This is a genomic window from Corynebacterium sp. ACRPO, assembly GCF_022347205.1.
In the GTDB taxonomy this organism is placed as follows: Bacteria; Actinomycetota; Actinomycetes; order Mycobacteriales; family Mycobacteriaceae; genus Corynebacterium.
This window is the reverse complement of record NZ_JAKRNE010000004.1, coordinates 23,199-35,814: the sequence shown is the minus strand read 5'-3', so window position 1 is coordinate 35,814 and position 12,616 is coordinate 23,199. Positions and strand designations below refer to the sequence as shown.

At 61.7% G+C, this 12,616-nt stretch carries 11 protein-coding genes; 7 read left to right on the top strand and 4 right to left on the bottom strand.

The annotated features are described in order from the left end of the window. Positions 1–50 precede the first annotated feature (50 nt). Positions 51–734 carry a DUF2334 domain-containing protein gene (locus tag MHY22_RS04335; protein ID WP_239278202.1) on the top strand — a complete coding sequence of 228 codons (684 nt, stop codon included), beginning with the start codon at positions 51–53 and terminating at the stop codon, positions 732–734. Positions 735–911: 177 nt separating this feature from the next. On the opposite strand, the gene MHY22_RS04330 is transcribed toward MHY22_RS04335, so the two are convergent. Then, positions 912–1,487 carry a TetR/AcrR family transcriptional regulator gene (locus MHY22_RS04330; RefSeq protein WP_239278201.1) on the bottom strand — a complete coding sequence of 192 codons (576 nt, stop codon included), beginning with the start codon at positions 1,485–1,487 and terminating at the stop codon, positions 912–914. A 295-nt stretch (positions 1,488–1,782) separates the two neighbouring features. Between MHY22_RS04330 and MHY22_RS04325 the strand changes: the two genes are divergently transcribed. Continuing rightward, on the top strand, positions 1,783–2,565 hold the full coding sequence (locus MHY22_RS04325) for an ABC transporter permease (RefSeq protein WP_239278200.1): 783 nt from the start codon (positions 1,783–1,785) through the stop codon (positions 2,563–2,565). A 134-nt stretch (positions 2,566–2,699) separates the two neighbouring features. On the opposite strand, the gene MHY22_RS04320 is transcribed toward MHY22_RS04325, so the two are convergent. Then, the gene (locus MHY22_RS04320; protein ID WP_239278199.1) at positions 2,700–5,465 is read right to left on the bottom strand and encodes an ExeM/NucH family extracellular endonuclease; all 2,766 of its coding nucleotides are present in this window, start codon (positions 5,463–5,465) and stop codon (positions 2,700–2,702) included. A gap of 232 nt (positions 5,466–5,697) precedes the next feature. Between MHY22_RS04320 and purS the strand changes: the two genes are divergently transcribed. From purS to MHY22_RS04300, 4 genes are all read left to right on the top strand, one after another. Beyond that, positions 5,698–5,940 (top strand): phosphoribosylformylglycinamidine synthase subunit PurS, encoded by a 243-nt coding sequence (gene purS, locus MHY22_RS04315; protein WP_150850979.1) that lies wholly within the window; start codon positions 5,698–5,700, stop codon positions 5,938–5,940. Continuing rightward, the gene (gene purQ / locus MHY22_RS04310; protein ID WP_005325791.1) at positions 5,941–6,624 is read left to right on the top strand and encodes a phosphoribosylformylglycinamidine synthase subunit PurQ; all 684 of its coding nucleotides are present in this window, start codon (positions 5,941–5,943) and stop codon (positions 6,622–6,624) included. It begins immediately after the preceding gene. A 13-nt stretch (positions 6,625–6,637) separates the two neighbouring features. Further along, complete coding sequence (gene purL, locus MHY22_RS04305) at positions 6,638–8,947, top strand: phosphoribosylformylglycinamidine synthase subunit PurL (protein ID WP_239278198.1); 2,310 nt, start codon at positions 6,638–6,640, stop codon at positions 8,945–8,947. Between the two features lie 210 nt (positions 8,948–9,157). Further along, positions 9,158–9,880 carry a hemolysin III family protein gene (locus MHY22_RS04300; protein ID WP_370658831.1) on the top strand — a complete coding sequence of 241 codons (723 nt, stop codon included), beginning with the start codon at positions 9,158–9,160 and terminating at the stop codon, positions 9,878–9,880. Here MHY22_RS04300 and MHY22_RS04295 read toward each other — a convergent pair. Both MHY22_RS04295 and MHY22_RS04290 read right to left on the bottom strand, forming a co-directional pair. Further along, entirely contained in the window at positions 9,877–11,031 is a 1,155-nt protein-coding gene (locus tag MHY22_RS04295) for an asparaginase (RefSeq protein ID WP_225746450.1), read from the bottom strand. The two genes, MHY22_RS04300 and MHY22_RS04295, sit on opposite strands and share 4 nt — an antisense overlap. 136 nt (positions 11,032–11,167) lie before the next feature. Next, entirely contained in the window at positions 11,168–12,178 is a 1,011-nt protein-coding gene (locus MHY22_RS04290) for an acyl-CoA thioesterase (protein ID WP_239278197.1), read from the bottom strand. Positions 12,179–12,211: 33 nt separating this feature from the next. On the opposite strand from MHY22_RS04290, the gene MHY22_RS04285 reads away from it, so the two are divergent. Next, positions 12,212–12,616: a sterol carrier family protein gene (locus MHY22_RS04285; RefSeq protein ID WP_086588954.1), complete on the top strand. Its 405-nt coding sequence runs from the start codon at positions 12,212–12,214 to the stop codon at positions 12,614–12,616.

Genomic DNA, 12,616 nt, shown 5'->3' with positions numbered 1-12,616 from the left:
GATAGGGGGCCAACGCGCGAATCCTGAATTCCTGTGCGATAATTTTTCTTATGAATGGCCACCTTCTGGTATCTATCTCCAGCATCTTTGATGACACGCGGAAGCAGGCTAGCCGGCTCCTCTCGATCCTTGATCGAGAGGAGATTCCTGTTTCCCTGCTGATTGCCCCGCATATCGACGGCAACTGGCACCTTGCCAAAGACAAAGACACCAAAAGCTGGCTTCGAGACCAAGCCGATGGTGGCCGCATTCTCATCCTCAATGGTTTCGACCGCTCGGTGCAAGGCCGCCGGGCAGAGTTCGCGAATCTCGACTCCCACGAGGCAAAGCTCCGACTCGCGGGTGCTACCCGCCAGATGGCCAAGATCGGCTTCGAACCCACAATCTTCGCCCCACCGCGCTGGCGCATGTCTCCCGGCACCTTGCAGGTCTTGCCACAGTTTAAGTTTGAGGTGGCAGCCTCTACCCGCGGTGTTTTGCAGATCAATTCCGGCAAATTCCACCAGGCCCGTAACTTGTCCTTTGGCGAGGGCTTTGGTTCCGCTAAGTGGTGGCGCAAGAACATCATCCGCGCGGCAGAACGTTCCGCGCAGCGCGGCAATACCGTCCGCCTGTCCGTGTCCGGCCGAAACCTAGATGACCGCAAGGTGATCCATGACTTCGTCAAAGCTGCCGACCGGGCTATTAACGCTGGTGCGACCCCTGCCGATTATGGCACCTTCTTGCCAAAGTAGGCGGCGAACCTTCTGCTTCCGGTAGCGTCGCAGGTCTCGATGACCTGGGACGAGAGTTGAGAAGCACCTGACGACAAAAGCCGGAAAACCGGATAAGTTGGCCGCAGGTGTTTGCGCCCAACCGTCACTCGGATATGAAGGATGCGCGGCGAAGTGGAGCGGGAACGCTAAAAGTCTTTAAACCTCATCAGCGTCCCATCGCCTTAGTCCAGCGATGAAAATCTCCACTATGTCGTTCAATTCTGCACCGAACCTTTCATCAGCTGGGCGGGGGAGAGGCCGAGAAAGCATGATAATGCCCAGGTGAAACGTGAATGGCTGCAGATGAGGTGAGCAGAGACCATGCTCGGCGGCTGCTTTGAGAAAAGGACGATATACATCCTCCAACTCGCTGGCCGAATGGTTCATATCTTCTTCGGTGAAGATCTTTGCTAATTCGGGTATTACTTCCTGCGTGATAGCTGGAAGCCGCAGGTTTATCAGTCCATGGATGGTGGTTTGCCAAGTATCGACGGGGGCAGCAGGAAACTGGGCGAGTTGGGTATCTATTAGTGCGCGGACTTGTTCCAGCGCGTCATAGACGATGGCGGTAAAAATATCAGTTTTTTCGGGGTAGTGGCGAGTAACTGTAGCTACTCCCACTTGGGCTTCTCGAGCAATGGCTCGCATCGAGACCTTTATGCCTTCGCGCGAAATAAGAGTCTTTGCCGCCTGAATTATGGCTTGCCGATTGTCCGATGCATCTTTCCTCATTGTTGTGAGTCTACCTTGACAGAAAAGTAAATGGAACAGTATGCTCCATTTAGTCAAGTGAAACATAGTGTTCCAAATAGGGAGAAAGCTCATGTCTACTTCTACAGCCGGAACGGACACCGCCAAGACCACGAGGCGTCCCCTTCCGCAAATGCTTGCAATTACCTTCGGAGTGCCAGTTGTAATTTTTCTGATGCTCTGGGCCTTTCTGGCGCCATCATTTGGGTCGGGTCCATCCGGAGTACCCATTGCTATCGCTGGGCCCGAACCAGTTCAAGCAAAGATCACATCTGAGATGGAACAACATGAAGAGCATCCGGATCTCATTTCCGTGGATTCTTCGGATAGAGCCAAAGAGATGGTGCAGAACCGAGAGGCTGTGGGTGCGGTAGTCATTGGCAAGGGTGAAGCTACTGTTTATGAGGCTTCCGGCAATGGCAGTCCGTATGTGCAGATGCTCGACGGCATGGCAAAGAAGCTAGAAGCCACCGGCGCCCAGGTAAAAACTGAAGATCTTGCCCCCTTGACCGAGGATGATCCGCAGGCAAGTGGCATTTCAATGCTTGGGCTGCCCCTTGCCTTTGGTGGCATTGTCTCCGCTGTACTGTCTGCCTTCCTGCTGCGCGGGCACAAGTGGATGAAGCTTTTTGCTCTTGCCGGAATTGCTGCCCTCGGTGCTGGGCTTGTGGTGTGGATGTTGCACGGAGTCTATGGGACCCTGGATGGAAATATTTTTCAGGAGTGGTTAGGAATTGCTCTGGGCATATTGGCGACATCAACAATTACAGCGGGCCTTGCTGCGCTAATCGGGACACCGGGCATTGGAATCGGTGCAGTTCTTACCATCTTCGTGGGTAATCCTCTGTCCGGTCTCGCTACTGGACCGTGGCTGCTTCCTGCGGGATGGTCCACGCTAGGACAACTGATGCCCATCGGCTCCACGGGTTTCTTGATCCGCTCGATTTCCTACTTTGACGGCGCTGGGGCAACTCGCGCGTGGAGTGTCCTCGCTGCGTGGGTCATCATCGGTTTGCTCTTGCTAGCGTTTGACCGCTCTAAGCCAAAGCTTGAGGCCTAAATCCTCTGTCTAATGCTGGAAAGAAACACGCATCTGTAGGCAGAAAACGCGGTTAGGCGTTGAAATCACAAAAATTAAGACCCCGCTCGCCTGGGATTTATCCAAAAGCGAGCGGGGTCTTCGTTTGCGGGCGGTTAGCGCTGCAGGCCGGTGATGAAGTTCTTTACCTCCTGCGGCAGCATGCCCCAGATGGGGGCCGGGATGGTCTTCTGGAGGTTGCCGGTCACCGCGAGGAAGCCGGGGATGGCGATAAGGCCGGCGATGGCCGCGATGGCAGCGGCGATACCGGCACCGACGGAGCTAGTGCTGGAGGTGGAACCGAAGCCAGGCTTACCGGGCTTTTCTGAGGGCTTGTCCTCTGGCTTATCGGAAGGTTCATCGGAAGGCTTATCCGCCGGATCATCCGCAGGATCGTCTGGCTGGCCGGCGGAGTCGTCCGCGCCGAGGGTGAATCCGACCTTGACCGGATCGTGGTCGGAGGCGCGGAATGGGGAGTCATCGTAGAAGTCCACGATGTTGTAGTTGCGGCGGGAGTATTCGAAGGCGACGGGTTCGTCGGCGTTGATGTTCCACACTTGGGCGTCGTCAAGCGTGCCGGTGGCAACCTTATTGGCCAGCACGTGGTCGAGGGTGCCAAGCAGGCCGGAGAACTGGTAGGAAGGGTCAGCCTCGTACTTTTCGGCGGGGACGGTGAAGCCGTCGTTACGGAAGACATCGAGCGCGGTCTCGTGGGTGTAGGTATTGAAATCACCCAGGGCGAATAGCGGCTTGTCCTTCCAGTCTTCCTGCTTGTGCAGCGCATCGAGGACGGCCTGGGCCTGTGCGTTGCGGACGTTCGGGTTATTGCCCTGGCCGTCGCCGGAGTCGGCGTCGCCCTTGGCTACGGAGCCCTTGGACTTGAAGTGGTTGGCCACGGCAACGAAGGATTCCTCGCCCTCCTTTAACGGCTGGAACTCCTGGGCGAGTGGCTCGCGGGCGGTGCCGGTGAAGCGATCATCCTGGAAGATGCGGGATTCGCCGACGGGCTTGACCACATCCTTGTGGTAGATGAACGCGGTGCGGATGACATCCGGGGAGTCCGGTACGGCGTCCTCGGAAGGAGAGGGGACGAAGGCCCACTTCTCGGAACCGGCGGCCTCGTTGAGCTTTTCCGTCAGGTGCTTGAGGGCCTTATCGCGCTGGGTAAAGTCACCGGTGACGGCGTAGCCATCTTCGATTTCGGAAAGGCCGATGACGTCGGCATCGAGGCCGTTGATGGCCGCGACAATCTTGCGCTCCTGGTCTTCTAGTGCTGATTGGGTATAGGCGCCGCGGGTCTTACCGCGATTGACGGTGACCTTATTGCCCTCGCGGTCGGTGTAGGCGCTGCCGCCGAATTCCTCGCCCAAGGAGGTGAAGTAGTTCAGCACATTGAAGGCGCCGATGGTGTACTCGCCCTTGACGTCATCGATGGCGTGCAGCTCGGTCGCGCGGGAATCCTCCCAAGAGATGGGCAGGTCTGCGCCCGCGGTGTTGCCGGTGACCGGGGTGGTGGGCTGGAAGCGCCACTGGTCGTGGGAGAAGCCCACGATGACGGGGTGCTGGAAGGACACGGTATCGGTGGTGCGCAGGGACTTGATGGTCTGGGCATCATCCTGGGCGATATAAGGCAGTGGGGTGTTCTGGTCGGTCTTGAGATAGTCGCGGGTGCGGCCATCGTCCAGGGTGACCAGCTTATCGGCATTGTCCTTGGTGAGCTTCTGGATATCGGAGTTGGGATCCGTGGAGGGGGAGAAGATATCGGAAGGCTGGCGGAAGGCTTCCTTGCCCGGGGCGAGGCCCACCTCGCCGTACTGGTTGAGCGAATAGTTATTGGTCACGGTGTGCTCGCCTGGCTGGATGAGCATGTGCTCGAAGGGCTCGCGGGCCTCGTTGCCATCGGGAAGCTGGTCTACCTTGAGCGGGGTGACCTTCTCCAGCGGGGTATCGAGCTGCGTGACCGCGGAGGCGGTGAGCTGGGTGGAGCCATAGAATTCGGAGACCTTGCCGGTTACCTCGACGGAATCCTCAAGGGCAGGGTACTGATCGGCTGGTTTGTTACCCATGTAGACGAAGATGGCCTGGGAGGCATCGGTGGCCTCGTTGCCAGTACCACCGGTCTGAATGGTGAAGCCATTGAGTCCACCTTCGGACCACACGCCGGTGACGACGCCCTCGGTGGCCACGGTCTGGTCCTTGAATGGGGATTCGGCGCCGGTGCCTTGGATATCGGCGATGGCGGTGACCCCCTCGGGAGCCGGCTGCTCGGGCTCGACCAGCTCCTCGGGCTGCGGGGTGGGGGCCTCGTTACCGGAGTTGGTCGGGGTAGGTGCTCCGGTGGTGAAGTCGGCGGCGTTGTCATCGGTATCGGTGCCCTCGGCGTCGCGGGAGGCGGATTTGGTATTGGACAGGCCCGCGGCGGCGGTGCTTTCCTTGAGGGAAGCGGCGCCGTAGCCGATGGTATCGATGGGGGTACCGGTGGCGTCGGCAAGCTGCACGGAGCCCTTGGAGCCGGACATGTTGAGGTTGCCCTCGGCGTCTGGGGCAGGCAGGGCCTCGCCCGCGCCATTGCCGGCCGCGCCCTGCACCAGGAAGTAGCCGTGCGGCGCGATGGTGTCGGAAAGCTCCACCTTGCCACCGGTATTGCCGGAGGCGGAGAAGTACTCCACGGTGTATCCGGTCAGGTCAATCGGGGCATCGGTGGGGTTATAGAGCTCGATGAAGTCATGGGTGAAGGCAGCGCCCTTATTGCCGCCGCCCCCGAAGACCTCGGAGATGACTGCGGCGGAGCCATCGGTGGCGGCCGTGGCGGTAGGAACGGCAAGGGCGGCAGAGGACAAGGCGGTGGCAAGTGCCAGCGCGCCGAGGCGGCGAGAAGACATAGATTCAACCTTAAACAGAGAGCGACAGTGTGCGTCGTCGATTAGTAGAGCACCGCGCCGGGCCAGGCTGGAGCGCACGCCGAAGTTTGCCAGAGCGTCGTTTGGGGTTCACGTAGAGTTTGCTCGACCGGGGTGAAACCCACACTGCGGGGGTGAGTCTAGGTAAAAGGCGGGGGTGCCAACTAAACTAAGCCGCGCAGACCAAAGCCCCATACAGTAAGGCAAATATTTCATGGCTCGTGTAGTTGTCAATGTCATGCCCAAGGCGGAGATTCTGGATCCGCAGGGCCAAGCCGTCGTCCGCGCGCTGGGTCGCATCGGTGTATCCGGTGTCAGCGATGTGCGCCAGGGAAAGCGCTTCGAGCTCGAGGTCGATGACTCCGTCACCGCAGAGGACTTGGAGAAGGTAGCCGCCACGCTGCTGGCCAATACCGTCATCGAGGACTACGAGGTTGTTGGGCTGGAGGTCAAGTAAGTGACCGCCACAATCGGAGTAATCACTTTCCCCGGAACCCTGGATGATGTAGATGCCGCTCGCGCTGCCCGCACCGCCGGCGCAGAGGTGAAAAGCCTCTGGCACGCAGATACCGATCTGCACGGCGTGGATGCGGTAGTAGTGCCGGGCGGTTTTTCTTATGGTGACTACCTGCGTTCGGGCGCTATTTCCGCGCTCGCGCCGGTGATGCAGTCCGTTATTGATCGTGCGAAGCAGGGCATGCCGGTGCTCGGCATCTGCAATGGCTTCCAGATCCTTACTGAGGCGGGCCTGCTGCCAGGCGCGCTGACCCGCAATAAGGGCCTGCACTTCCACTGCACCGATACCTACCTTGAGGTGGCCAATTCCACCACCGCGTGGACCAGCGAGTTTGAGCAGGGCCAGAAGATCCTGGTGCCGGCCAAGCACGGCGAAGGCCGCTTCCAGGCCGGCGATGATGATATCGCCCGCATCGAGGGCGAGGGCCGCGTGGTCTTCCGCTATACCGATAATTACAACGGTTCCGTCAACGGCATTGCCGGTGTGAGCGATGAGTCCGGCCGCATTGTGGGCCTCATGCCGCACCCCGAGCACGCCATTGACACGCTAACCGGCCCATCCACCGACGGACTGGGACTTTTCGTATCCGCCATCAAGGCCGTCGCCCAGGCGCCGGCGGTTTAAGGAGGCCATTTTCATGACCGTTCATAATGACACCGTAGAAAAGGCACAGTCCACCCCGGACGAGCAGCAGCCCTACGCGGAACTCGGCCTGAAGGATGACGAGTACCAGCGCATTCATGACATCCTGGGCCGCCGCCCCACCGATGCGGAGCTGACCATGTACTCCGTCATGTGGTCCGAGCACTGCTCTTATAAGTCTTCCAAGACACACCTGCGTTACTTTGGTGAGACCATGACCGAGGAGATGGGCGAGAAGATCCTCGCCGGCATTGGTGAGAACGCTGGCGTCGTGGACATCGGAGACGGCAACGCGGTGACCTTCCGCGTGGAGTCCCACAACCACCCCTCCTACGTGGAGCCTTACCAGGGTGCGGCCACTGGCGTGGGCGGCATCGTCCGCGACATTATGGCCATGGGCGCTCGCCCTATTGCTGTGATGGACCAGCTGCGCTTTGGGCCTGCCGACGCCCCCGATACCAAGCGCGTCCTTCCCGGCGTGGTCTCCGGCGTGGGTGGCTACGGCAACTCCCTGGGCCTGCCCAATATTGGAGGCGAAACCGTCTTTGATGAGACCTATGCCGGTAACCCGCTGGTCAATGCGCTGTGCGTGGGTACCCTCAAGGTCGATGACCTGAAGCTGGCCTTTGCATCTGGCAAGGGCAATAAGGTCATGCTCTTTGGCTCCCGCACCGGCTTGGACGGCATCGGCGGCGTGTCCGTGCTGGCCTCCGATACCTTCGAGGACGGCGCCGAACGCAAGCTGCCGGCCGTGCAGGTGGGCGACCCCTTCGCGGAGAAGGTGCTTATCGAGTGCTGCCTGGACCTCTACCACGCCGGCGTGGTCGTAGGCATTCAGGACTTGGGCGGCGCGGGTCTGGCCTGCGCTACCTCCGAGCTGGCTGCCTCCGGCGATGGCGGCATGGAGGTCAACCTCGATAACGTGCCGCTGCGCGCGCAGAATATGACCGCGGCTGAGATCCTCGCCTCCGAGTCCCAGGAGCGCATGTGCGCCGTTGTGGCTCCGGAGAACGTGGCGAAGTTCCGCGAAATCTGCGAGCACTGGGACGTCACCTGTGCTGAGATTGGCGAGGTCACCGAGGGTAACCACCTGGTCATCCGCCACCAGGGCGAGGTCGTCGTGGATGCCCCGGCCGGCACCATTGCGGACGAGGCTCCGGAGTATGACCGCCCGTATGCCCGCCCGGAGTGGCAGGACGAGCTGCAGAAGTACCAGGGCACCGACAAGCGCGGCCTGGTCGAGTCCCTGCAGAAGCTCGTGTCCTCCCCGGCGCTGTGCTCGCGCGATTTCATCATGAACCAGTATGACCGCTACGTGCGCGGCAATACCGTCCAGTCCCACCACGCGGACGCCGGCGTGCTGCGCATCGATGAGGAGACCGGCCGCGGCGTGGCCGTTTCCGCCGATGCGTCCGGCCGCTACACCAAGCTGGATCCGAACATGGGCGCCCGCCTCGCGCTGGCGGAGGCCTACCGCAACGTCGCCGTCACCGGCGCCAAGCCCGTCGCTATCACCAACTGCTTGAACTACGGCTCCCCAGAGAACCCCGACGTGATGTGGCAGTTCCGCGAGTCTGTGCATGGGCTTGCCGACGCCGCAGTGGAGCTTTCCATCCCCGTCTCCGGCGGCAACGTTTCCTTCTACAACCAGACCGGCGAAGAACCGATCCTGCCCACCCCTGTGGTGGGCGTGCTGGGCGTTATCGATGACGTACACAAGGCCATCGGCAACGAGCTGGGCACCGTGGGCGAGAAGGAAGTTCTCATTGCCCTGGGTGAGACCAAGGACGAGTTCGGCGGCTCCATCTGGCAGCAGGTCAGCGCCGATACCTCCGATGCTTCCTCCCTCAATGGCCTGCCGCCGCAGGTGGACATGGCCAACGAGAAGCGCCTGGCCGAGTTCTTCCACGGCAATGAGCTGCTCACCGCGGCACACGATATCTCCGAGGGTGGCCTTGCCGTCACCGCCTTTGAAATGGCTAAGCGCGCCGGTGCGACTGCCGACGGCGCTGGCCTCGGCCTCAACCTGGACCTCACCGCGGTCCACGAGGACGAGTTTGTCGCTGCCTTCTCCGAGTCCGCCTCCCGCGTGCTCGTGGCCACCACCGCCGACCGCGCCGATCAGGTCCTCGCCCGCGCCGGCGAGCTGGGAATCCCAGCCGCCATCGTTGGTGAGACCACCGAAACCGGCGCCCTCACCCTCGGCGGCGAGTCCGTCGCCATCTCCCAGCTGGTCGCCGCCTGGTCCGCCACCCTGCCGGACCTCTTCGACCATGCTGTGGGCGCTAACTCCGTAGTGGAGTAAGCCGCCCGCACCCCCGTCGCACAACGACGCGGACACAAGTTAAGCCCAGCTTCGGCTGGGCTTTTCTTGTTTTGTTCCTTTAAGCCGCCGCTGCAACCGCAGCATGCGTCGAGCGTTTCGAAATGAGGTCCTTGAAGGCTTCTGCCTGTGCCCGTACACTTACGGTATCGTAAGTTATCCGTTTCAGGTCAGTGGAAGGGAAGTACCGCCGTGGCACAGATCCATGCGAATGGCGCACCGGGGCCGGGCCTTGTCCAGCGCACTTATTGGATGGCCGACCGCGGGCCCAGGCCGCTAAGCCGTGGCTGGGGGCATGCAATTGCGGCGCTGTTGTCGGTAATTGCCTCTACTGTGCTCATTACCTATGCGTGGATGACACTGCAGTGGTGGCAGGGGCTAGGTGTGACCGTGTACGGAGTGGGGCTGGTGGGTCTCTTTGGTGTTTCGGCGCTCTACCACCGCTACCCATGGGCGAGCGCGCGTGCGGTGCAGTGGTGGCGGCGGGCGGATCACGCGACCATTTCGGTATTTATCGCCGCGACCTACACGCCGCTGTGCCTCATCGTGCTATCGCCGGTGCAGGCGGCATGGATGCTAGGCGTTGCCTGGGCGGGGGCGAGTCTCGGCGCGATTTTGAACCTGGTGTGGATTAGTCATCCGCGCTGGTTAGACGTGGTGGTCTACCTAGCGCTGGGCTGGCTGGTGCTGCCGCTCTTGCCCACGCTGTGGACGCAGGCAGGGGCCGCCGTGGTCTGGCTGCTCTTCGCCGGCGGCGTGGTTTATTCGCTCGGCGCGCTGGTCTATGGCTTTAAGTGGCCGGGGCGCAATGCGCGTTACTACGGCTATCACGAGCACTTCCACACCGCGACCATCGCAGCGGCGGTGGTGCACCTCGTGGCGGTGTGGGTGGTCGTGGTTCAGGGGGCTGCTTAGTCGGTAGCGGGGAAGAGCTCCGCGGGATCGGTATCGGTGGTGATCGCGGCGGCTAGCAGCATGCGGGCTTGGGGAGCGCGCAAGGTGCCGGAGGAGATGACGCCGGCGTCGGCAAGCGTGGCACCGCCACCGGCCCCGCCGTAGATGCCTTCCACCGGGCCGTGATCCACGCGGGTGGTGAGCACAACCGGAACCTTCTTGGCCGCGGCCTTAGCGGCTTGGGCTAGCTCGTCGCCGATATTGCCGGCGCCCATTCCCTCAATCACGATGCCTTCGGCGCCGCTGTCCAAGGAGCGCTGGATAAGGTCAGCCGGCGCGCCGGGGTAGGCGGCGATGATATCGACGCGGGTATTTCCCAGCGGCTGATGTTTCAGAGCCTTTGGGCGCTTAGGCTGCTTCTTGCCATTGTTATTGGCAAAGCCATCGGCCTTGGTCGTATCGGACTTAAAAGCGCCGCGGGCGGGGATGACGTGGTCCGCAAAGGCAATGAAGGTACCGCGGCCCTTGTTGGAAGGGTCGGTTACGGTCTTGACCGCGAGCGCCAAGTTGTCCGGACCATCCGGATCCGGGTCATCAAAGGGGCGCATCGCTCCGGTAAGGGCTACCGGCTTATCGCTGTCTTGGAAGGTATCGACGGCGATGGCGGTCTCTTCCATGGAATCGGTGCCGTGGGTGACCACTACGCCATCGACATCATCGCGCTGTAGCTCCTTATTTACGGCCTCGATGATGGTATCGGTATCGTCCAAGGTCATCGCGGAAGAATCCAACTTGGCAATGTCTTTGACCTCTAGCGTGAGCTTGTCCTTGTCAAAGGTGCCGGAGAGGGGCTCCACCAGCTTGGAGCCGGTAACGGTGGGAACCACCGCACCAGTTTTATCGTGCGTGCTGGCAATGGTGCCGCCGGTGGAAAGGACCACCACGTGGCCCTCGGCAGTGGCGTGTGGGCCCTCGTTTTCCGCTGCGGAGGCCTCGGTGGTCTCTGCGGGTGCGGCGCTGGTCGCGCTGTGTGGCGCGGAGGACTCGGGTGCCGCGGCCGAGGTTTGCTCCTCGGGGTGGCTATCCGGATTCTGGCAGGAAGCCAAAAGGCAAGCGGAAGCGACTAGAGCAAGGCCGGCGCGGGCCGAGCGACGCATTGTGGAGGTGTGCATAGTCCCTCGTTTCTGTGTGTGGGAGGCGAAAGCGGGCGGCGGGAATCGTCGGCCGCATATACGTCCATCTAACGCAGAAAGGCGTGGAGCCCGCTGTCACTATGGACTTGCTAACACCGAAACGAGGGGAGAGCGGCTAGTCGATGTGCTGATTCGACGGCGCCACCACTAGCGGCTTCGGCGAGTACTTGGCGCGCAGTCCGCGCAGGAGGGTGGCGTGCTCGGCCAGGCGCTTGTCTTCCTCGGTATGCGGGTGGAAGGGGCGGGCTACCTGCGGCTGGCCATCGTGGTCCAGGGCGATATAGGCCACGGTGGCATGAATGGCGGTCTGCAGGTTATCGCGGCCACCGCGGGGATTGCCGGAGCGGACGTGGATGGACATCTGCATGGAGCGGGTATCGGTGCGCATCATGCGAGCGTCGACCTCGATGAGATCACCGATGGAAATAGGCCTGTAGAAGCGGATGCCACCGGCGTAGACGGCAACGGTGCGCTCCGCGGACCACTCCATGGTGCAGGCTGCGCCGGCCTCATCGATCCACTGCATGGCGGTGCCGCCGTGGACCTTGCCGCCCCAGTTGACGTCGGTGGGCTTGGCCAGGAAGCGGTTGACCATGCGCGGGGCATCGGAAGGCCCGTTGTAGGTTTGCTTTTCCATCTCTTCCTCGATGGCCTTGCGCAGCTCGATGCGGGACTTGGCGGCCTCTTCCACGCGGCACTGCTCATCGGTCTCGGGGCCAAAGGCCGGCACCGGGGTGGACTTACCGGTGGCCGGGTCCTTGGCTACGAAGATGACCAGGCAATCGCAGGCGCGGGTAAAAATGCCTTCGCGCGGGTCGGCAGAGAGCACCTCGTTGACGATGTGCATGGAGGAACGCCCGGTCATAGCGATGCGCGAGCGCACCTCCACGATGTGCCCGGAAGGGATCGGCCGGGTGAAGTGGATATGGCCCACGTATGCGGTCACGCAGTATTGGCCGGACCACTGCACGGCGCAGGCATAGGCGGCCTTATCAATCCATTCCAAGACGCGTCCGCCGCTGATGCCGGGGGCGCCGGCCATGGTGACGTCGGTTGGCGATGCCATAAAGCGCAGCGTCAGCGCCGGCGATTTCTGATTTTCCGCAACGGAAGGCGTAGGTGACATAAACAACAAGATAACAGTAGCTATGATGTAGCTATGAAAAAGCCCGTCGATCCCGCAGCCACCCGCGCGGCCGTTATGGCCATCAAAGACTGGATTGCCGCCCCGGCGGAGCACGATAAGCCTGGTAGGGCCCTGCTTGCCGACGCCGTACGTCGCACCGCCCGCACCCTCGAGGCCGACGCGCCGGGCCATTCCGTGGAGCTGCGCGTACCCCCATTTGTTGCGGTGCAGTGCATTGAAGGACCCCGCCATACCCGCGGCACCCCACCCAATGTGGTGGAGACCGACCCGGAAACCTGGCTGCGCCTTGCCACCGGATTGGCGGACTGGGAAGAGGCCGTAAACACTGGTCGCGTCGATGCTTCCGGCTCCCGCGCAGGCGAAATTGCGCAGTGGTTGCCGCTTATTCCGTTAGTTTCCGGCGGCGCGACAGGCTAA

What these genes read in the sequence shown, in the direction of transcription:
- purL (WP_239278198.1), top strand. Translation starts at nt 6,638, where the DNA reads ATGACCGTTCATAATGACACCGTAGAAAAGGCACAGTCCACCCCGGAC.
- MHY22_RS04330 (WP_239278201.1), bottom strand. Translation starts at nt 1,487, where the DNA reads ATGAGGAAAGATGCATCGGACAATCGGCAAGCCATAATTCAGGCGGCA.
- purS (WP_150850979.1), top strand. Translation starts at nt 5,698, where the DNA reads ATGGCTCGTGTAGTTGTCAATGTCATGCCCAAGGCGGAGATTCTGGAT.
- MHY22_RS04320 (WP_239278199.1), bottom strand. Translation starts at nt 5,465, where the DNA reads ATGTCTTCTCGCCGCCTCGGCGCGCTGGCACTTGCCACCGCCTTGTCC.
- MHY22_RS04290 (WP_239278197.1), bottom strand. Translation starts at nt 12,178, where the DNA reads ATGTCACCTACGCCTTCCGTTGCGGAAAATCAGAAATCGCCGGCGCTG.
- MHY22_RS04295 (WP_225746450.1), bottom strand. Translation starts at nt 11,031, where the DNA reads ATGCACACCTCCACAATGCGTCGCTCGGCCCGCGCCGGCCTTGCTCTA.
- MHY22_RS04325 (WP_239278200.1), top strand. Translation starts at nt 1,783, where the DNA reads ATGGAACAACATGAAGAGCATCCGGATCTCATTTCCGTGGATTCTTCG.
- MHY22_RS04335 (WP_239278202.1), top strand. Translation starts at nt 51, where the DNA reads ATGAATGGCCACCTTCTGGTATCTATCTCCAGCATCTTTGATGACACG.
- MHY22_RS04285 (WP_086588954.1), top strand. Translation starts at nt 12,212, where the DNA reads ATGAAAAAGCCCGTCGATCCCGCAGCCACCCGCGCGGCCGTTATGGCC.